Source organism: Mesorhizobium sp. M7A.F.Ca.US.008.03.1.1 (assembly GCF_003997495.1).
Classification (GTDB): domain Bacteria; phylum Pseudomonadota; class Alphaproteobacteria; order Rhizobiales; family Rhizobiaceae; genus Mesorhizobium.
In genome coordinates, this window is sequence record NZ_RZRU01000019.1 from 44,543 (window position 1) to 64,896 (window position 20,354).

The 20,354-nt window shown below is 64.1% G+C and carries 19 protein-coding genes; 12 read left to right on the plus strand and 7 right to left on the minus strand.

Annotated features, from left to right (window positions below):
- Positions 1-5: 5 nt before the first annotated feature.
- Positions 6-1,145 carry a citrate synthase gene (locus tag EOA16_RS23580; RefSeq protein WP_127260386.1) on the minus strand — a complete coding sequence of 380 codons (1,140 nt, stop codon included), beginning with the start codon at positions 1,143-1,145 and terminating at the stop codon, positions 6-8.
- Between the two features lie 93 nt (positions 1,146-1,238).
- On the opposite strand from EOA16_RS23580, the gene EOA16_RS23585 reads away from it, so the two are divergent.
- From EOA16_RS23585 to EOA16_RS23595, 3 genes are all read left to right on the plus strand, one after another.
- On the plus strand, positions 1,239-2,327 hold the full coding sequence (locus tag EOA16_RS23585; protein ID WP_127260387.1) for a citrate synthase/methylcitrate synthase: 1,089 nt from the start codon (positions 1,239-1,241) through the stop codon (positions 2,325-2,327).
- A gap of 179 nt (positions 2,328-2,506) precedes the next feature.
- Entirely contained in the window at positions 2,507-3,298 is a 792-nt protein-coding gene (locus tag EOA16_RS23590; RefSeq protein ID WP_164754366.1) for a 3-hydroxybutyrate dehydrogenase, read from the plus strand.
- A gap of 49 nt (positions 3,299-3,347) precedes the next feature.
- The gene (locus EOA16_RS23595; RefSeq protein ID WP_127260389.1) at positions 3,348-4,478 is read left to right on the plus strand and encodes a patatin-like phospholipase family protein; all 1,131 of its coding nucleotides are present in this window, start codon (positions 3,348-3,350) and stop codon (positions 4,476-4,478) included.
- A gap of 23 nt (positions 4,479-4,501) precedes the next feature.
- Here the strand turns inward: EOA16_RS23595 and EOA16_RS23600 are convergent, their stop codons facing one another.
- A complete protein-coding gene (locus EOA16_RS23600; RefSeq protein WP_127260390.1) occupies positions 4,502-5,101 on the minus strand; it encodes a TetR/AcrR family transcriptional regulator in 600 nt (199 codons plus the stop codon).
- A gap of 122 nt (positions 5,102-5,223) precedes the next feature.
- Here EOA16_RS23600 and EOA16_RS23605 point away from each other — a divergent pair, with 122 nt between their 5' ends.
- The 6 genes from EOA16_RS23605 (at position 5,224) to EOA16_RS23630 (ending at position 13,411) form a co-directional block, all read left to right on the plus strand.
- Positions 5,224-5,685: a (2Fe-2S)-binding protein gene (locus EOA16_RS23605; protein WP_127260391.1), complete on the plus strand. Its 462-nt coding sequence runs from the start codon at positions 5,224-5,226 to the stop codon at positions 5,683-5,685.
- Between the two features lie 2 nt (positions 5,686-5,687).
- Positions 5,688-7,961, plus strand: a complete 2,274-nt coding sequence (locus EOA16_RS23610) for a xanthine dehydrogenase family protein molybdopterin-binding subunit (protein WP_127260392.1) — start codon at positions 5,688-5,690, stop codon at positions 7,959-7,961.
- Positions 7,958-8,566 carry a hypothetical protein gene (locus EOA16_RS23615; RefSeq protein ID WP_127260393.1) on the plus strand — a complete coding sequence of 203 codons (609 nt, stop codon included), beginning with the start codon at positions 7,958-7,960 and terminating at the stop codon, positions 8,564-8,566. The genes EOA16_RS23610 and EOA16_RS23615 overlap by 4 nt, the downstream gene beginning before the upstream one ends.
- A gap of 154 nt (positions 8,567-8,720) precedes the next feature.
- Positions 8,721-9,893 carry an efflux RND transporter periplasmic adaptor subunit gene (locus EOA16_RS23620; protein WP_127260394.1) on the plus strand — a complete coding sequence of 391 codons (1,173 nt, stop codon included), beginning with the start codon at positions 8,721-8,723 and terminating at the stop codon, positions 9,891-9,893.
- Positions 9,894-9,980: 87 nt separating this feature from the next.
- Entirely contained in the window at positions 9,981-13,160 is a 3,180-nt protein-coding gene (locus EOA16_RS23625; protein WP_127260395.1) for an efflux RND transporter permease subunit, read from the plus strand.
- 92 nt (positions 13,161-13,252) lie between these two features.
- Positions 13,253-13,411, plus strand: a complete 159-nt coding sequence (locus EOA16_RS23630; protein ID WP_127260396.1) for a DUF3309 family protein — start codon at positions 13,253-13,255, stop codon at positions 13,409-13,411.
- Between the two features lie 60 nt (positions 13,412-13,471).
- On the opposite strand, the gene EOA16_RS23635 is transcribed toward EOA16_RS23630, so the two are convergent.
- Together EOA16_RS23635 and EOA16_RS23640 are read right to left on the minus strand one after the other, a co-directional pair.
- Positions 13,472-14,431, minus strand: coding sequence for an SDR family oxidoreductase (locus tag EOA16_RS23635; RefSeq protein ID WP_127260397.1), 960 nt, complete (start codon positions 14,429-14,431; stop codon positions 13,472-13,474).
- Between the two features lie 54 nt (positions 14,432-14,485).
- The gene (locus tag EOA16_RS23640; RefSeq protein ID WP_127260398.1) at positions 14,486-14,695 is read right to left on the minus strand and encodes a DUF680 domain-containing protein; all 210 of its coding nucleotides are present in this window, start codon (positions 14,693-14,695) and stop codon (positions 14,486-14,488) included.
- Between the two features lie 114 nt (positions 14,696-14,809).
- On the opposite strand from EOA16_RS23640, the gene EOA16_RS23645 reads away from it, so the two are divergent.
- Entirely contained in the window at positions 14,810-15,718 is a 909-nt protein-coding gene (locus EOA16_RS23645) for a LysR family transcriptional regulator (RefSeq protein WP_127260399.1), read from the plus strand.
- Here EOA16_RS23645 and EOA16_RS23650 read toward each other — a convergent pair.
- From EOA16_RS23650 to EOA16_RS23660, 3 genes are all read right to left on the minus strand, one after another.
- Entirely contained in the window at positions 15,682-16,857 is a 1,176-nt protein-coding gene (locus tag EOA16_RS23650; RefSeq protein WP_127260400.1) for an MFS transporter, read from the minus strand. The two genes, EOA16_RS23645 and EOA16_RS23650, sit on opposite strands and share 37 nt — an antisense overlap.
- Positions 16,858-16,974: 117 nt before the next feature.
- Positions 16,975-17,283 (minus strand): DUF1244 domain-containing protein, encoded by a 309-nt coding sequence (locus EOA16_RS23655; RefSeq protein WP_127260401.1) that lies wholly within the window; start codon positions 17,281-17,283, stop codon positions 16,975-16,977.
- An 11-nt stretch (positions 17,284-17,294) separates the two neighbouring features.
- Complete coding sequence (locus EOA16_RS23660; protein WP_127260402.1) at positions 17,295-18,092, minus strand: N-formylglutamate amidohydrolase; 798 nt, start codon at positions 18,090-18,092, stop codon at positions 17,295-17,297.
- A gap of 245 nt (positions 18,093-18,337) precedes the next feature.
- Here EOA16_RS23660 and EOA16_RS23665 point away from each other — a divergent pair, with 245 nt between their 5' ends.
- Positions 18,338-18,826 (plus strand): DUF1036 domain-containing protein, encoded by a 489-nt coding sequence (locus EOA16_RS23665; RefSeq protein WP_127260459.1) that lies wholly within the window; start codon positions 18,338-18,340, stop codon positions 18,824-18,826.
- Complete coding sequence (gene pyk, locus EOA16_RS23670) at positions 18,823-20,259, plus strand: pyruvate kinase (RefSeq protein WP_127260403.1); 1,437 nt, start codon at positions 18,823-18,825, stop codon at positions 20,257-20,259. Before EOA16_RS23665 ends, pyk begins: the two co-directional genes overlap by 4 nt.
- Positions 20,260-20,354 lie beyond the last annotated feature (95 nt).

A 20,354-nucleotide genomic window follows, 5' to 3' on the forward strand; every position in this document is an offset into this window, starting at 1 on the left:
CGACCTTACACCAGCGCGCCCTCATAGCGGCCGCGCGGCCTGATGACACTTCCGCTTGTTATCTGTTCGACCGTGTGCGCGGCCCAGCCGACGCTGCGTGCGAGCGCAAACAGGCGGAACGGCGTATCGCGCGGCAAGCCAAGGCTGCGCGTCAGCGCGGCCAGCCCAAAGTCGATATTGGGAAGCGCGCCGGTCGCCGCAAGGGCAGCGTCGCGCAGCGACGATAGTGTGCCGTCAACCTCGATCACCGACAGAAGCGCTGCCCCTCGGGGATCGCCGTCGGGATAGAGCTGATGACCGAAGCCCGGCAGCGGCCGGTCATGACTGAGCCAGCGCCGGATCGTCGCATCGGCGCCATGCCGCGCCGCATCCTCGGCCAGTTGCATCACCGCCTCGCCGGCGCCGCCATGACGTGGTCCCGATAGCGCTGCGAGCCCAGCCAGCAGGCAAGCGGCCAGCGGCGCGCCGGTGGAGGCTGCGACGCGCGCGGCGAAGGTCGAGGCGTTCAGTTCGTGATCGGCAAGCAGGACAAGCGCGCGGCGGATCGCATCGGCGCCGCCGGTATCCACCGACCAGTCCTGCGCAAGCCGCTGATGGATGGGATTTGATCCTGTCGGTGCGCCCAGCGCGCCGGCCAGCACGCCGACCGCGTGCGCGGCATCGGCATGCAGCGAGGCGGCGCTGCGCCCGAGCGATGGGCGTCCCTGGCCGGCAAGCATGGCAAGTTGCGCAAAAGCCGAGGCCCGGCCAGCTTGATGGGGTGCGTCCGGCGATGGTGCTTCGAAAGCCACCGGTTCCGGCAGAGCCCAGAGAACGGCGGCGGCTTCTTCCAGTGTGGCGTGCCCGGAGAGCACTGCGGCGTCCTGCCCGCGATAGATGAGCCGACCGTGCGAGACGGTCGAAATCGCCGTTGCGATCGAGGGCTCGCCCCAGGCAATGGCGCTTTCAGCGATGACTGACGGGCTCCGTCCGCGTGCCCTGCGCGTTGCTAGCGCTTCTATGTCGTCGGCACGATACTGGCTGCGGCGCGGATCGGCGCGGTCGGGCCGCATGCCGATGCGCCCACGGCTGACATAGGCGTACAGCGTCTGCGCCCGCACCTTGAGGCGCTCAAGCGCTTCTTCCCGGGACAACCACTCGGACATATCGAACCCTGATATTGATTCTATTGATCAAGATTGATGGAAACGTTGCCCAGCCCTATCTCCGATCCGGAAATGCTTCAAGGAGGCAAGGCTATGGCGAGTGGGCTCGATGACGTGGTGGCGGCGGAAACAGTGCTCTCCGACGTGGATGGTCTGGCCGGCCGTCTGACGATCCGAGGTCATTCGCTGCCGGAGCTGGCCGGCCGCTGGAACTATGCGCAGGTGGTCGGGCTGCTGCTGGATGGCTTTTTCGACGATCTTCCCGGCGATGCGGACCTGGCGCGGGAGCTGGGCCAGGCGCGTGCGGACGTGTTCGAACGACTCTTGCCCTCGCTGCCCTTGCTGGCGTCGCTCGATGTCTACAGCGCCATGCGTGCCGGCACGGCGTTGCTGCCGGACGGAGACACATTGAGGGACGCCTTGCTGCTCATCGCAGCGCCCGCCGTGCTGACGCCGGCCCTGCTGCGCCTGCAGCGCGGCGAGCAGCCGATCGCGCCGGACAGCCGGGCCGATCATGCCGCCGACATGTTGAGGATGCTGAACGGCAGCGTCGCCTCGCCGGCGCTGACGAAGGCGCTCGACACCTATCTGGTGACCGTCTGCGACCATGGCCTCAACGCATCGACCTTTGCGACGCGCGTGGTGGCCTCGACGCAGGCCGGCCTGACATCCTCCGTGCTGGCCGGGCTCGGCGCGCTCAAGGGGCCGCTGCATGGCGGCGCGCCAGGTCCGGTGATCGAGATGCTGGATGCGATCCAGGCGCATGGCGATGCCGCCGGCTGGCTGCGCGACGAGATTGCGCAAGGCAGGCGCATCATGGGCTTCGGTCACCGCATCTACCGTGTGCGTGATCCGCGCGCCGATGTGTTGAAAGCCCTCGTGCGGCAACTCGGCAGCGAGGGTGAAACCGGCCGCCGGCTGGCCTTTGCGGAGACGGTCGAGCAAACCGCGCTCGAGGTGCTTCGGACCGCCAAGCCGCAGCGTTCGCTGCAGACCAATGTCGAGTTCTACACCGCGCTGGTGCTGGAAGCGGCGGGTTTCCCACCGTCAGCCTTCAGCAATGTCTTCGCCGCCGGGCGCGTGGCCGGCTGGATTGCCCATGCGCGCGAGCAGCAGACGACCGGGCGGCTGATCCGGCCGCAGTCGCGTTATGTCGGGCCGGTGCCGGGTCTGGTTGCCTGAGACTTTTTTCGCGTTGCAGGAAAGGACGGGGCGATCCAGCCGACGTCCTCCGGGGAGCGGCTATGCGGCCGCTCATGACGAAAATTTCATCTCGCCGCAAATTCTGGCCGCTGTTATTGCGTCGCATTGCGCATATATGCTGCACTGCAACATAAGCCCGCTCTTGCCGCAACCAGAGGATTCCGCCCTTGGCCACCAGGAAAACCGCAATTGTTACCGGCTCCACATCGGGCATTGGCCTGGCCATCGCCCAGGCGCTGGCGGCCGAAGGCCATAACGTGGTCGTCAACTCCTTCTCCGACACGGCTGCCGACCACGCCATCACTGATGCGATCGCCAGACAGCACAAGGTGAAGACCGCCTACATCAAGGCCGACATGTCGAAACCGGCAGAATGCCGGGCGCTGATCGCCAAGGCGGCCGAGACATTCGGATCGGTCGATATCCTGGTCAACAATGCCGGCATCCAGCATGTCGCGCCGGTGGAGGAATTTCCAACCGAGAAGTGGGATGCCATCATCGCCATCAACCTGTCTTCGGCGTTTCACACCATCGCAGCCGCCATCCCGCTGATGAAAAAGGCCGGCGGCGGCCGGATCGTCAACATCGCCTCGGCACATGGCCTGGTCGCGTCGCCGTTCAAGTCGGCCTATGTCTCGGCCAAGCACGGCATCATGGGATTGACCAAGACCGTTGCGCTCGAACTGGCGCGTGAAAAAATCACCTGCAACGCCATCTGCCCGGGCTATGTGCTGACGCCACTGGTCGAGGCGCAGATCCCCGACCAGATGAAAGCCCATCAGATGGACCGCGAGACCGTCATCCGTGAGGTCATGCTGGACAAGCAGCCGACGAAGGAATTCGTCACGGTCGAGCAGATCGCGGCGGCGGCGGTATTCCTGTGCTCGGACGCGGCAGCGCAGGTCAACGGCACGCATCTCTCGGTCGATGGCGGCTGGACCGCCGCGTGAGGCGCAAAACTCTCTTATCCACCCAAAGGGACAGATCAAGGACGACGCCATGACCAAGAACGGCAAGGCGGAGGAGACGAAGAAAATCAACGTAGCGCTTCAGGGCGGCGGCTCGCACGGGGCCTTTTCCTGGGGTGTGCTCGACCGCCTGCTGGAGGACGGACGGCTGGAGATATCAGCAGTGTCCGGCACCAGCGCCGGCGCCATGAATGCGGTGGCGCTGGCCGACGGTTTTGTCCGCGGCGGTGTCGAAGGCGCGCGGCAAAAACTTGACGATTTCTGGCGTGCGGTGGCGGCCAAGGGCCGGTTCAGCCCGGTGCAGCGCATGCCGTGGGATGTCGCCTGGGGCAACTGGTCGATCGAGAACACGCCCGGCTATCTCTTCTTCGACACCATGTCGCGGGTGTTCTCACCCTATGTCGCCAATCCGCTCGGCATCAACCCGCTGCGCGACGTGGTGCAGCAGGAGATCGATTTCGACAATGTCCGCGCCTGCAAGTCGATGGAACTGTTCATCTCGGCGACCAATGTCGAGACCGGACAGTTGCGCGTCTTTTCCGACGGCGAGATCGACCTCGACACGGTGATGGCCTCGGCCTGCCTGCCGCAACTGTTCCGCGCCGTCGAGATCAAGGGCGTGCCCTATTGGGATGGCGGCTATGGCGGCAATCCGGCGCTTTATCCGTTCTTCAAGACGGCGGCGACCGAGGACGTGCTTCTGGTGCAGATCAATCCGGTGGTACGCGAGGGAACACCAAGGAGCGCGAACGAGATCCAGAACCGCATCGACGAGATCACCTTCAACGCCGGGCTGTTGCGCGAATTCCGCTCGATCGCCTTCGTCAAGGAACTGATCGCCGCCGGCCGTCTGCCACAGGGCGAATACCGCGACATCCGTATGCATCGCATCGATGCCGATGAGGCGTTCAAGGACCTGTCGGCGTCATCGAAGGTCAATGCAGAATGGGCGTTCCTGACCTATCTCCGCGATCTCGGCCGCACCGCCGCCAGCGACTGGCTGGAAGAGAATTACGACGCCGTCGGCAAGCACCCGACGCTCGATCTCTCTGGCGAACTCGATGACGGCTTCAAGCCGGTGCGCGGTCCAGCTCCTGGCCGGAGGGTCAAGGAATTCCTCGCTGTGCGCAAGAATCCCGAGGTGGTTCGCCGTCGGGCCTGAGCGGAAACCCGGTACAGCTGGTTTCATCGAGTTTTCAAGGTCAGGTCGATCACCCTGATCAGGGCAGCGGCCGCCTGCCGCTGCCCTTCCGGATCTCTGATCCGCGCCTTCATGCCTTCCAGCCCGTCGAGCAGCATGTCGGCAAGCAGTTGCGCCGACAGGCCCCTGGCCGCCAGATCGACGCCGTTCCTGGCTGCCTCGCCCTCTATCGCGGCGCCGATGTGTTGGCCAAGCCCGCCGCGCCAGCAGCCCACCAGATCGCCAAGGCTCGATTTCATGTCCAGCAGCTCGGCGCCATGCGGCGAGGCAATGACCGCGCTCATCATCGAGATAAATGCCTCATCGATGGCTCGCATCATGCGCTCGGTGAAAGGGCCGTCGCCCGATAGGGCAAATTTTGCCGCCTCGACCGAGCGCGACAGGATCATCATGGCGATGGCACGGAAAATGTCGGTCTTGTTCTTGAACAGGAGATAGAGCGCCGGGCGCGACATGTCTGCGGCACGGGCGATATCGTCCATGGTGGTGCGCGAGAAGCCATAGGCCAAAAACACCTTCATCGCGCCATCCAGGATACGGACGCGTTTGGGGTCTGTGGCGGCGATGTCTTCGATCTGGCTCATGAGCAATTCTATCCTGCAAAATCTTATTTGACAAAATGACGAAATTTGTCAATCTGTATTAGAGCGAAATGGCCGGGAGGCCGCTTCGCCCTTGGCAGTGGACGACAACAAAGGGTATCCCCATGCGCCTCACCGTCGACGGGCAGTCATTCGATATCGATGCCGATCCGGACATGCCGCTGCTATGGGCGCTGCGCGATCTCATTGGTAAGACAGGGCCAAAATTCGGCTGCGGCATCGCCGCGTGCGGCGCCTGCACCGTGCATGTCGACGGTCAGCCGGTGCGTTCCTGTTCGCTTCCGGTTGGCCAGGTCAGCGGCGCTGTCACGACCATTGAAGGCATCGGCACGGCGGGCGAGCTGCATCCGGTGCAGCAGGCGTGGCTGGAGGAACAGGTCGCGCAATGCGGCTACTGCCAGGCTGGCCAGATCATGAGCGCGGTGGCGCTGCTCGACGAGGTCGCCGATCCGAGCGACGCCGACATCGACAACGCCATGGGCGGCAATCTCTGCCGCTGCGGCACCTATCCCAAAATCCGCTCGGCCATCAAGAAGGCCGCGGCACTCAAGACGGCGGGGCTTTGATCATGGCCAGTATCGGAAAGATCGCCCGCCGCACGTTCCTCATCGGCGCTGCCGCCATCGCGGGTGGCGTCGCTGTCGGCTATTATTACTATCGCAAGCCATTCGCGAACCCGCTCGAGGCCGATCTCGGCAAGGGCGAGGCGACCTTCAACCCCTATGTGAAGATCGGCGCCGACAACACCATCACCATCGTCGCGCCGCGCGCCGAGATGGGACAGGGTGTGTCGACGACCCTGGCCGCCATGGTCGCCGAAGAGCTTGATGTCGGCCTCGATCAGGTAAAGGTCGAGCATGGCCCGGCCTCCTATGCCTACTATAATTCCGGCATCATGGAGGAGGGCGGTCCATTCGCCTTCTTCGATGAGAGCATGACCGCCGAGACGGTACGTGCCGGCATGGGCGTGATCGGAAAACTCCTCGCCTTGCAGGGCACGGGCGGTTCGTCCTCGATGCGCGACGGCTTCGGCAAGATGCGGCAGGCGGGCGCTGCCGCGCGTCAGATGCTGATCGCCGCGGCTGCGCAAAAACTGGGCGTCCAGGCCAGCGAACTGGAGACCGCCAACGGCTCGATCCTGCACAAGGCATCGGGCAAATCAATCACCTATGGCGAGGTCGCTTCAGCCGCCGCTGCCATGGCGCCGCCATCGGAAGTCCGGCTCAAGGACAAGGCCGACTGGAAGCTGCTCGGCAAGCCGCAAAAGCGTATCGACATGATGGCCAAGGTTACCGGCGCACCGATCTTCGGCATCGATGTCAGGCTGCCGGACATGCTCTACGGCACGGTGAAAATGAGCCCGCGTTTCTGGTCGAAGCCGGTTTCAGCCGATCTCTCCAAGGCGGAGAAGATGCCGGGCGTGGTCAAAATCGTGCCCATCGAGACCAATTATGGCTACGGCTTCGGCATCATCGCGCAAAACACCTGGGCGGCGTTCAAGGCAGCGGAGGCGATCGAGGCCAAATGGGCCGATCCCGATTATCCGCTTGATAGCGCCGCCATCGACGGCGTGCTGAAACAGGCACTCGGCGAAAAGGCTTCGGCCACGCGCGACGATGGCAATGTCGATACCGCCTTCGCCGATGCGCCGCGCGAGAGGATCATCGAGGCCGACTATGCGGTGCCCTATCTGGCGCATACGACGATGGAGCCGATGAACGCCACGGCACAGCTCAAGGACGGTGTCCTCGACATCTGGTGCGGCAATCAGGCGCCGACCATCTTGCGCCAGCTTTGCGCCAATCAGCTTGGCATCGAGCAGGACAAGATCACGGTGCACACCACCTTCCTTGGCGGCGGTTTCGGCCGGCGCATCGAGATGGACTACGCGCTCTATGCGGCGCAGATGGCCAAGGAAACGGGCGGGCGTCCGATCAAGGTGACCTGGACCCGAGAGGAAGACACGCGGCACGACGCCTATCGCCCGGCTGCCGTGGGCAAATTCCAGGCGCGGCTTGGCGACGACGGCCTGCCGGTCGCCCTCGACATGAAGCTGGCCTCGGCCTCGATCATGGCGGGGGTGCTGCGCCGGCTATTCCCCTCGATATCGCCGATCGGTCCCGACAAGACCATCGTCGACGGCGCCTTCGACCAGCCCTACACCATTCCGAACTACAGGGTGAGCGGCATTGCCGCGCCTGTCTCGATTCCCGCCGGCTTCTGGCGATCGGTAGGCGCCTCGATCAACGGCTTTTTCCATGAAGGCTTCATGGACGAAATCGCGGTCGCTGGAAAAATCGATCCGGTCGAGTTGCGCAAGACGTTGATGGCCGACCACCCGGCAGCGGTGAAGGTTGTCGAGAAGGTCGCCGAAATGGCGAAGTGGGGCGAAGCGCTGCCCGCCGGCAAGGCCAAGGGCATGGCGTTCACGCTGGCGTTCGGCAGCTGGGTCGGCGAGATCGTGCAGGTGGCGGATACGCCTGCCGGCATCCGCATCGAAAAGATGTGGATCGCCGCCGATGTCGGCACCGCGCTCGATCCCGGCATCATCGAGGCGCAGCTGATTTCGGCCGCCATCTACGGCCTGTCGGCGGCGATGGGTCAGGAAATCACCTTCGCCGACGGCATGGTCGAGCAGTCGAATTTTCACGACTACGACGCCATGCGCATTTTCCAGTGCCCTGTGTTCGAAGTCGCCATACTGGAGAATTTCCACAGGATGGGCGGCGTCGGCGAGATCGGCACGCCGCCGGCGGCGCCCGCGCTTGCCAATGCCATCTTTGCGCTCACCGGGAAGCGCATCCGCACGCTGCCGCTGTCGAAAACGGTGGCCTTCGCATGAAGAAGCTCCTCATCATGCTGACGCCTGCTGCCATGCTCGTGCTCGCAGCGCCGTTCGCGATCGCGCAAGAGAGCCAGACACCGGCGCCGGCGACCGTCGACGCGGCGAAAGGCCTGTCCGAATGGGACAAGATCTATGCGGTGTTCTCGCATCCGCGCTGCGCCGACTGTCATGTCGCGGACGATCGGCCGCGATGGTCGGGGGCGCATTATGGCGGTACTCGCGTTCACGCCTTCAATGTCCAGCGCGGTGCTGACGGGTCGGGCTTCGGCAATCCGGGCCTGCGCTGCACGACCTGCCATTTTTCCAGCAATTCCAAGGCATTGCACGGGCCGCCCGGGGCCGAGAACTGGCACCTGGCGCCGGCCGAGATGGCTTGGTTCGGCAAATCCTCAGCCGAAATCTGCGCCCAGATCAAGGATCCCCTGCGCAACGGCAACCGCAGCCTGAAGGATATCGCGCTGCATGTTCGCGACGACAGATTGGTCGCCTGGGGCTGGGCGCCGGGGCCGGGTCGTGAACCGGCTCCGGGCTCTGCCGAAGCGACCTATCAAGCGATCGAAAACTGGGCTGCGGCGGGCGCATCTTGCCCGGTGGCGCAATGATCTTGCAACTTTCGGACTATATTGCGGTGCAGCTTTGATGTAGAAGCGCGCTTCGCCGATCACGGCAAATTGAACACGGCCCGGCGCGCACCCATATCGGCGACGCGCCCGCGTTATGAGGACGCTGGCCGAACCCGCAGTGGAAAAAACGACGATGAGAATCAGGTTTCACAAGCTTGCAGCCGTTGTTGTGCTCATTGGTTTCGCGGCGTGGATGGCGACAGGCGAGTTTTCGTCGGTCGGCAGCGTAGCCGCCAACAAAGCCAAGGCAGCCGAAGCCGAACAGGCCAAGGCGCCGGACGCGAGCAAGCCGAAGACGGCGGAAGCCGAGCCGAAGGCACCGCTGCGCACCGTCGCGGTGGTGACGCCGCCACGCAAGACCTATGCACGCGCCATCCGCATTTCCGGGCTGACCGAAGCCGACAAGCGGGCGGTGCTGGCGACGCGCGTCGCCGGTGTCATCGACAAGCTGCCTGTCAAGCAAGGCGATCACGTCAAGACCGGCGATCTGGTGCTGATGCTTGCGGCGGAAGAGAAGATCTCGATGGTCGACAACGCCAGGCAGTTGGTGGTGCAGCGCCAGGCCGAGCTGGACGCAGCCTTGCGGCTGATGAAGACCGGCAATCTGCCGAAGCTGCAGCTCGACACCGCGCGCTCGAACCTGACCTCGGCGCAGTCGCTGCTGGAAACGGCACAGGCCGAACTCGACCGCAATGAGGTGAAGGCGCCTTTCGACGGCGTCATCGACCGGGTGCCGGTGGAACTTGGCAGTTCCATCATGCAGGGCGGCGAGGTGGCGACCATCCTCAAGCTCGATCCGGTGATTGCCCGCGGCGAAGTCAGCGAGCGCGATCTCGGCTATCTCAAGCTCGGCGACAAGGCCACCATACGGCTGGTCAGCGGCCAGACGGTCGAAGGCACCGTGCGCTACATCAGCCGCGACGCCTCGTCGGCGACCCGCACCTTCCGCGTCGAGGTTGCCGTCCCCAATGCCGACGGCTCCGTGCCGGCCGGCATGACGGCGGAAATCGCGCTCAACGCACAGCCGACCGACGCGGTGCTGCTGCCGCGCTCGGTTGTGACGCTCGGCGACAAGGGCGACCTCGGCATCCGCGCCGTCGGCAAGGACAACAAGGTGGCGTTCTTCCCCATCGACCTCGTCGACGACACGCCGACCGGCCTCGTCCTCGGCGGCATACCGGCCGACGCCCGCATCATCGTTGCCGGCCAGGAACTGGTGAAGGAAGGCGATCTGGTCAACCCGGTCGAGGCCGACCAGGCGACCATCAAGAAGCTGATCGGCGAGGCGACCGCCGGCACCCAGTAGCGTAGCGCAGATCGCGACGCGCTCTCCCTGGGTGGGGACAATCGGCTGCGACGCAGCCCCTGAAGATTCAAGAAACAGGCGTTAGCCATGGATATCGTCAGACTCGCAATCAACAATGCCCGCCTGACCATCTCGGTGCTGGTGTTCCTCATCCTTGCCGGCGCGGTCGCATACCAGTCGACGCCGAAGGAAGCGGAGCCCGACGTTCCGATTCCGATGATGTATGTCAGCCTGATCTATCAGGGCATTTCGCCCGAGGATTCGGAGCGGCTTCTGCTGCGGCCGATGGAAAGCAAGCTGAAAAGCCTGAAGGGCCTCAAGGAGATGCGTTCGGCCGCCTTCCAGGGCGGCGGCTACGTGCTGGTCGAGTTCCAGCCGCAGACCAATCTGGCCACCGCGCTGCAGGACACGCGCAGCAAGGTGCAGGACGCCAAGGCCGACCTGCCGCAGGCGGCGGAAGAACCTGTCGTCACCGAAGTCAACATTTCCGAATTTCCCGTGCTCGTCGTCACGCTCTCGGGAAATCTGCCCGAACGCGTGCTGACCGCCGCCGCGCGCGAACTGCGCGACCGTATCGAGGAGGTTCCCGGCGTTCTCGAAGGCTCTCTGCAGGGTGCGCGCGACGATCTCGTCGAGGTCGTCATCGATCCGATGAAGCTGTCTTCCTATGGGCTGCAACTCGATCAATTGATCGGTGCGGTCGGTAACTCCAACAGCCTGGTCGCCGCCGGCAACATCGAAGGCTCGGAGGGCAAATACGCCGTCAAGGTGCCGTCGCTGATCGAAACGCCGGAGGATGTCGCCGCACTTCCGGTGGTCGCCGGCCCCAATGCCGTGGTGCAGGCCAAGGACATCGCGACGATCCGTTCGACCTTCAAGGATGCCGAGACGGTGACCCGCCTCAACGGCAAGCCGGCCATTGCCATCGAAGTCAAGAAGCGCATCGGCTCCAACCTGATCGACACCATTGCCAAGGTGCGGACGGTGTCCGACGAGTTCGTCAAGTCCATGCCCGAGGGCATGAACGTCACCTACACTCAGGACAAGTCGGTCTTCGTCAACCAGTTGCTCGGCGATCTGCAGAACCATGTGATGATCGCCGTCATCCTGGTGTTCATCGTCATCCTCTACGCGCTGTCCGGCCGCGCCTCGCTGCTCATCGGGCTTGCGATTCCGTCGTCCTTCCTGATCGGCATCCTGCTGCTGGCGATGATGGGCTACACGATCAACATGATCGTGCTGTTCAGCCTGATCCTGGCCGTCGGCATGCTGGTCGACGACGCCATCATCGTCACCGAGTTCGCCGAACGGCGGATGAGCGAAGGCATGCCGAAGGAGGAAGCCTTCGCGCTCGCCGCCAAGCGCATGGCCGGCCCGGTCATCGCCGCGACGATGACGCGCATCGCCGCCTTCTCGCCGCTGCTGTTCTGGCCGGGCATCATCGGCGACTTCATGAAGTACATGCCGATCACGCTGATCGTCACGCTGTCGGCCTCGATGCTCTATGCGCTTGTCTTCGCGCCGACGCTGGGTGCGATCTTCGCCAAGGCGCCGCCGCATCATGAGGATGACAATCGCGACGGCTGGTACATGGCGATCGTCAAGCAGGCGGTGCGCTTCCCCATCACCGTGCTGGTGCTGACCGTCGCGCTCTTGTTCGGCGTCGGCTTTGCCTATTCGAAATACGGCGCCGGCGTCGAGTTCTTCCCGAATGTTGAGCCGGATTACGGCCTGCTCTACGTGCATGCGCGCGGCAATCTTTCGCTGACCGAAATGGATACCGCGACCAAGATCGCGGAAGACAGGCTGCTCGGCTGGCCGGGTGTGAAGTCGGTCTACACCCGCGTCGGCAAGACGCAAGGCGGCGGCCAGGATGTTCCCGAAGACGTCGTCGGCGTCATCCAGTACGAATTCATCGACTGGCGCGAGCGCAAGTCGGCGAACCATATCCTGGACGATCTGCGCGGTGTCATGGCTGGTATTCCCGGCGTCGATGTTGAGGTGCGCGTGCCGGAAGCCGGTCCGCCGACCGGCAAGCCGATCCAGATCAGGCTTTCTGCCGTGGATCCCAAGGGGCTCGACGACAAGGCCCGTGAGGTCGCGGCGCGCATCGGCAAGGTGCCCGGCGTCATCGATATTTCCGACGGCCTGCCGCCACCCGGTGTCGACTGGGCGCTCGAGGTCGACCGTGCCAAGGCGGCGCAGTACGGCATCAGCCCAACCTCGGTCGGCACGGTGGTGCAACTGGTGACCAACGGGCTGAAGCTCTCGGAATACCGGCCTGCCGGAGCCGACGACGCCGTCGACATAAGACTGCGCCTGCCCGAGGACCGACGCACGCTGTCGACGCTCGACGAACTCAGGGTGCAGACCTCACAAGGCTCGGTGCCGATCTCGAACTTCGTCGTGCGCAAGCCCGAGCCGACGGTCGGCATCCTCAACCGCATCGACGGCGCGCGTACGGTGGTCGTCCAGGCCAACGTCGCCGCCGGCGCCCAGGTCGCGGCTGTGCAGGAGCAGGTCACCAAGGCTGTCTCCGATATGGATCTCGGCAGCGGCATCCGCTGGAAGCTGGCCGGCTCGAACGAGGACAGCGCCGAAGCCAGCGCCTTCCTCAGCAAGGCTTTTGGGGCGGCGATCTTCCTGATCTTCCTGGTGCTTTTGGCGCAGTTCAACAAGTTCACCAGCGTCTGGCTGGTGCTGTCCTGCGTGGTCATGGCGACGATCGGCGTGTTCCTCGGGCTGCTGATAACAGGCGAGACGTTCGGCATCGTCATGTCGGGCATCGGCGTCATCGCTCTGGCCGGCGTGGTGGTGAACAACAACATCGTGCTGATCGACACCTATGACCGGCTGCGTGAAGAAGGCTGGGACAAGGTCGAGGCGGTACTGCAGACCTGCCGTGAGCGTGCCCGCCCGGTCGTGCTGACGGCGGTGTCGGCCATTCTCGGCGTGCTGCCGATCGCCTTCGGCCTCGGCCTCGAAATCTTCCATCACGAGACGACGATCAACGCGCCGTCGACGCAATGGTGGATTTCGCTGTCCTCGGCGATCGTCTTCGGCCTGTCCTTCGCCACGGTGCTGACGCTGGTGGTGACGCCGTCGATGCTGATCGTGTTCACCCGCGCCAAGGTCAAGCCGGGCGCACGGCGCGGCTGGTTCAGCCGGCTGTTTCGGGGTGGCAAGGGCGAGATTTCCTCGACCGATGCGCAGGGGCAGGATACCGGAGCCGAGCCGGATGTCGCCTTTCCGAAAGCCGCCGAATAGACCAATGCCGATTTGACCGCAAAAGGCCGCCCGGAACAACCGGGCGGCCTTTTGCATTGTTCTCGGACGAAACGTCGAACTGCGGGGTTCTCATGCCGATCACCACCATCATCATCATCGTCCTGATCCTTATCCTCATCGGCGCGGTGCCGGCGTGGCCGCATTCGCGCTCCTGGGGTTATGGGCCGTCGGGTATTGTCGGCGTGGTGCTGGTGGTGCTCATGGTGTTGCTGTTGATGGGACGGATCTGAGGCGCGCTCTCGGCGGAGATTTTTCAGTGTGCGTAGGGGGTACCCCCGTCATCGCGGAAGTCAGGCAGCTTTCGCAACGCCGGTCACGGTGGCAATGCCGATATCCCGGAGAGCTTCAGTGATGGCCTGATCCAGCGGCGTGTGCGGGATCGCACCGATGAAGCCTTCCAGCCTTGCCGACGCCAGTTGGTGCGGTTCGAAGCGCAGATAGGACATCGACACGATCTCACGCCACATCGCCACGAACGGGCTACCGGCGCGCAGCACCCACCAGGCCATTGAGGTCATCTTGAGCGGGCGTCCAAGCGCCTTCTCCGCGGCTGCCTTGATCTCCAGGTCGGTGACGGGATGGCCTCGAAAGTTGAAGGCTTCATAGGCGCCGAGCTTGTCCAGGTTCTGCGCCAGTCCGACGAAAGCCCTGGCCAGATCCGGCAGGTAGGCCCATTCATGCACGAGGTCGACCGGGCCGGGCGCCGTATAGATACCCTTGTTGATCTTGGCGGCGACGACCAGGTCGAACCACGAGCCGCTGCCGGTGCCGCCGAAGAAGTCGCCGGCCCGCAAAATGATGGTGCGGACGCGGCGCGCTTCGGCCTCGCGGTGAAACAGGTCCTCCATGGCGACGCGGATGCGCCCCTTCTCGGTCGTCGGGCGGAACGGCGTGTCTTCCGTGATCACCTCCGGCATCGGCGATCCGTAATTGTATACGGTCCCGGGAAAGAGATGCAGGGCGTTGTTGGCATGGCAAGCGGCCATGACATTCTCGGCGATCGGCAGGCACTTGACCCATTCCGTGTAGATCGGGTTGAGGCCGTTGAAGATGATGTCGACACCTTCCGTGGCGTGGATCAGCGCTTCCCTGTCGAGCGCGTCACCGGCAACGGCCGTAGCGCCTTCAAGTTCAGTTGGCAGTTTGCCGTTGCGGGTGACGGCGCGGACCTCGTAGCCCGCGTCGATGAAGGCCTTGGCGACCACGCGGCCGAGCCGGCCACTGGCACCGAGAATTGCGATCTTGGTCATTGGAAGCACTCCTGGGTTGGGATTTGCGTGGTCGGTAGGCAAGCGCGATCGGGATCAGCGGCTGCCGAAGAGGTCGCGGTTGCTGCCTTGCGTGACCGGCTGCCGGATGGCCGCATCCGGGTTGTGGATCGCAGCGGTGGTCGTGTTGTCGGTGCTGGTGACAGCCGGCTGGCTGGCGTCGTTCGAACCAAACTTGTCGCTGCAGGCAAAAGCGGCGCTGACGGAAATGAGGATGGCGGCGGTGGTGAGAGCGATCTTGGTCATCTGAGTTCTCCTGGTTGGTGGTTGCAGTCCGTGTTGGTGTCTGCAGCCGGAATATGGTCGCTCCGAATGCGAATGGAAATTGACTGCGGATGGCGTTCTGATATTCATAAATGAATGGCGGAAATCGACTGGAACCTGATCAAGAGCTTTGTCACCGTGGCGGAAACCGGCAGCCTGTCGGCCGCCGCGCGAAAGCTTTCGGCCAGCCAGCCGACGCTTGGCCGTCACATCGGCGAGTTGGAACAGGCGCTGGGCGTCACGCTGTTCCGTCGAGGACGGCACGGCTACGAACTGACGGAGGCCGGCAGCACGCTGTTCGAACGCGGCAAGGCGGTCAGCGAGCAGGCAAGCGCCTTCTCACTCCTGGCGCTGGGCTCTGTCGAGGCCATCGAAGGCACGGTGCGCATCGCTGCCAGCGAGGTCGTGGCGGCCTATGTCCTGCCTGAGATGACGATGCGGCTGGGGATCGAGGAGCCCGGCATCGAGGTCGAGATCGTTGCTTCCAACCAGGTCGAGAACCTGCTGCGTCGAGATGCCGATATCGCCATCCGCATGGTCAAGCCGGCGCAGAACGAGCTGATGGCACGCAAGGTCTGCGATATCGAGCTCTGCGCCTGCGCCGCCAAATCCTATCTCGACAGGCGCGGCCGTCCGCTGAAGCCCGCCGATCTTGTCGGCCACGATCTGGTCGGCTTCGACCGCGGCGACGAGATCATCAGGGGCTTTACCCAGCATGGCATCCCCGTCACCCGGGGCAGCTTCCGCTTCAGGGCCGACAACCAGATCGTTTTGTGGGAAGCGGTGCGGGCCGGAAACGGCATTGGCCTCGGCCAGGAGCCGCTGGCCGACAGGGATCCTTTGATGGAGAAGGTGCTGCCTGACCTACCGCTGCCAGTTCTGCCGGTGTGGCTGGCGATGCATCGCGACGTGCGTACCAGCGTGCGCATCCGCCGTGTAGTGGATTTCCTCCATGAGGAGCTGAAACGCTATTCGGCGGGTGCCGGCGCGAATTCGGCGCGGTGAGCGAGCCCGGCCATCAGCAACACGATGATCAGCAGTCCCGACATGGTGATGAAGATCGGGCCGAAGCTGGAATGCTCGGCAACGAAGCCGATCGCCGACGGCGCCACCAGTATGCCGCAGTATCCGATAGTGGTGACCACGCTCATGCCGGTGCCAGAAGACATGCCTTCCTGGTTGCCGCCGGCCGAAAAGATGATCGGCACCATATTGGCGATGCCGAAGCCGCAAAAGGCAAAGGCTGCAATGGCGAGCCAGGGCGAGGGCGCCAGGCCAGCCACCAGCATGCCGACCGCGGCTACGAGGGCCGACACGCGCAGCGTCGTCACCGCGCCGAAGCGATTGCGTATGCCGTCGCCGAAGAACCGCGTGACCGCCATGACGCCCGAAAATCCGGCGTAGGCGAGGCCGGCAACGGCGAGATCGGCGCCGAGCTCCTGGCGCAGATACAGGGCGGCCCAGTCGAGCACCGCTCCTTCGGAGATCATCGCCAGCAGCGCCATCAGTCCGACCAGATAAACCAGCGGGTTTGCCGGCAGTGCGAATTTGTGGTGCTCGGCCGCCTGCGGGCTGTCTTCGGTGAGGAGATGGCGAACGGCCACCGCGATCACCGCGAAGGCAAACGCCGTTACCGCCGCCGCGTGGGCGAGGTGGCCGTAGTGCTGGATGGCAAAGCCGCCGAGGCCGCCGCCGGCGAAACCGCCGAGACTCCAGAAGCCGTGCGAGGACGACATGACGGCGCGGGAGAGCCGCCGTTCGACCACCACGGCATTGGCATTCATGGCAACGTCCATGCCACCGATCGAGCCGCCGAAGATGATCATGGCCGCGGCCGCCAGCGGTACGTTGGGCGCCAGCGCCACGACCATGAGACCGAGGCTGCCGCACAGGGCGAACCAGCGCAGCACGGTGCGCGAACCATGTCTCGAGATCAAATGGCCGCACCAGGTCATCGCGACGACGGCGCCGACCCCGAATAAGAGAATCAGCAGGCCGAGCGTGAACTTCGAAATCTCCAGCCGGGTCAGGAACACCGGAATCTGCGGCGCCCAGCTGCCCGTCAGGAAGCCGTTGGCGAGGAAAATGGCCGCGAGCGCCCATCGTCCGCGAATGGCAGTCAGCTTGGCAGTTGACGCGTTCATGAGGCGAATCCCGCTGAAAATGGCTTCGCGCGGCAAATTAGATCGATTCAATTTTCAGTCAAGGCTCTTTCGGGAGCCATTTTTGAGCCATAGCCTCGAGCGATCGCTGGGGCGGCCTTAATGGTCCTTGGGGCGCCTTGCCTCGAATTCGGCCTTCTTGGCGTCGGAGGCCTCGGTCTGGTTGAGCGCCTGCCATTGCGCATAAGGCATGCCGTAGACGATCTCGCGCGACTGATCCTTGGTGAGATCGACGCCCTCGGCATTGGCTGCCTCCCGATACCAGTTCGACAGGCAGTTGCGGCAGAAGCCGGCGAGGTTCATGAGGTCGATGTTCTGCACATCGTTGCGCTCGCGCAGATGTTCGACCAGCCGGCGGAAGGCGGCCGCCTCGAAATCGCGTTGCTGCTCGTTGCTGAGTTCGGTCATCGAAACCTCCGTCATAGCGGCCCGGTGCGCGAGCCGAACATCTTCACCACATGTATATCGGGACGGCGGTCGATGGCGTCAACGATCGGCGCCAGCCGTTCGGCCCAGGCGAGCGCGCCCTTCTGGTCCGATATCAGATCCTGTCGGATCTCGATCAGCGCATGGGCGAAGCCGTTAATGATGGCGTGCTTGTACATGGTGTCGCCGCGCAGTGCGCCGTCATAAGGTTCGTTGTCGCCGACGACGAGGTTCTTGTCCTCCGCCAGCATGTCGATCAGCGGCCGCGCCACGCGGTCGTCGAGGTCCCACAGGATGCCGACGTGCCAAGGACGCTGGATTCCTTGCATGGCAGGAGTGAAGGAATGCACCGAGAAGATGAAGGGCGCCTGGGCGGAAGCCTGTGCGACCGAGGCGATCATGGCGCCGACGGCGTCGTGATAGGGCCGGTAGAACCTGTCGAGCCGCCTCTCGCGCTCCTCGGCAGCGATGGGGTAGTTCCCAGGTACGACGGTGCCGTCATAAAGCTGGCGAATGAGCGTCGGGTCGTCTTCGCCGCGATTGGGATCGATCAGCAACCGCGAAAAATTGGCGAGCACCGCCGGCACGCCGAGCAGGGCAGCCAGTTCGCGCGTCACCGCCTCGACGCCGATGTCATAGGCGATGTGGCGGTCGAACTCGGCTGAGGGCAGGCCGAGGCTGCCGTAGTCGTCGGGCAGGTCGCGACGGGCGTGATCGCCCAACAGCACGATGCCTCGCCTGCGGTCGCCCTCGATGATGTCGAAAGGCGCGAAAACTGTGGATCGGGTCATTGGCGGGGAATGGTCTGTTCGCTGGCTTCCGGGGAGGGTGCTATCGTCATTCCACGAAGACGACGCTTGCGCAATGCCGTTGTTTGGCCAAGGTTTCCCGGGAAATCTGGCACAAGTCGGCGAGTTGTGCGCCGGAGCCTTTCTAAATCGATTGGAATTGGACAAAACGGTGCGTTGACATGCGCCCGGACTTTTCCGAAAAGGGGCGCAGAGAGATGCTGATGTGGTTTTTGAGGGGTTTTCGGATGAGTTCCGCCGGCGGGCAGCGCATGCGCTCTGCCTTTGCCATGCCGCTCCTCACTCTTGCGATCGGCCTGTCGGCGATGGTCGTGGCTTCGCCGGCGCGCGCCGATTTCCGCGTCTGCAACGCCACGCAGAACCTGGTCGGCGTCGGCATCGGCTATCGCGCCAAGGCCGGGTGGATCACCGAAGGCTGGTGGCACATCGAGGGATCGAGCTGCAAGACGCTGATCGAAGGGCCGCTGTCATCAAGGTTTTACTATCTTTATGCAGAAGACGCCGAACGCGGTGGACGCTGGGACGGCCCGATCAACATGTGCGTGGCTGAAAAAGAGTTCAAGATCGCAGGCGTAACCGACTGCGTCGCCCGGGGCTTCCAGCGCGCCGGATTCCAGGAATATGACACGGGCGAACAGGCAAGCTGGATGGTCCAGCTGACCGATGAGTCCACAACGGGAGGCGCTCCAGCCGCCCCGGGAACAAACAGTCAATGAGACGTAGCCGCAAGGTCAAGATCCTAGCCACCATCGGTCCGGCCTCCTCCTCGGAGGAGATGCTGAAGAAACTGTTCGAAGCGGGCGCCGATGTGTTCCGCATCAACATGAGCCATACCGACCATGAACTGATGCGCACGCTGGTCGGACGCATCCGCGCTGTCGAGGAAGCCGTTGGCCGGCCGATCGGCATCCTCGCCGATCTGCAAGGGCCAAAGCTCCGCGTCGGCAAGTTCGCCAACGGCAAGGAAGTGCTGACGCAAGGCCAGACCTTCACCCTCGACGACAATCCCGAGCCCGGCACCTCGACCAGGGTCTATCTGCCGCACCCGGAAATCCTGAGCTCGGTCGAAGCCGGCCATCGCCTGCTGATCGACGATGGCAAGCTCGAGTTGAAGGCGGTGAAGAGCGACGGCAAGTCGATCGTCTGCACCGTCGTCGCCGGCACCACGATTTCCGACAAGAAAGGCGTCAGCCTGCCCGACACCGACCTGCCGGTCGGCGCGCTGACCGAGAAGGACCGCAAGGATCTCGATGCCGTGCTGGCCACAGGCGTCGACTGGGTGGCGCTGTCTTTCGTGCAACGGCCGGAGGATCTGGCCGAAGCGCGCAAGATCGCCCGCGGCCGGGCGCTGATCATGGCCAAGATCGAGAAGCCGCAGGCTGTCGCCCGGCTGGCCGAAATCATCGAACTGTCCGACGCGCTGATGGTCGCCCGCGGCGATCTCGGCGTCGAGATGCCGCTCGAGGCGGTGCCCGGCATCCAGAAGCAGATCACGCGCGCCGCACGCCGCGCCGGCAAGCCGGTGGTGGTTGCAACGCAGATGCTGGAATCGATGATCACGGCACCGGTGCCGACCCGCGCCGAGGTCTCGGATGTTTCGATCGCCGTCTTCGAAGGTGCCGATGCCATCATGCTGTCGGCGGAATCGGCGGCGGGTGCCTATCCCGTCGAGGCCGTGGCAATGATGAACCGTATCGCCACCAAGGTCGAAACCGATCCGACCTATGCCGGCATCATCAACGCGCAGCGCTCCGAGCCGGAAGCGACCGGTGCCGACGCCATTTCGCTGGCCGCGCGCGAGATCGCCGAAACGCTGAAGCTGTCGGCGATCATCACCTACACCGCATCAGGCACCACAGGCCTGCGCGCCGCCCGCGAGCGGCCGCAAGTGCCGATCATCGCGCTGTCGCCGATCCTCAACACGGCGCGGCGGCTGTCGCTTTTGTGGGGCACGCATTGCGTCGTCTCACCCGACGCCGTCGACCTCGACGACATGGTCAATCGCGCCTGCCGCATCGCCTTCGACGAAGGCTTCGGCAAGCCGGGCGACCGCGTCATCATCACTGCGGGCGTACCGCTGCGGACACCGGGTTCGACCAACATGCTGCGCATCGCCTATATCGGCTCGGACACACAAGTCAGCCGCTAGATTCCAAAAGCGTGTCGCCTCTGAACGGATTCAGGCGACCCGCTTTAGAGCAGTTCTAGGAAAAGTGTGAAGCGGTTTTCCGTCTAGAATTGCGT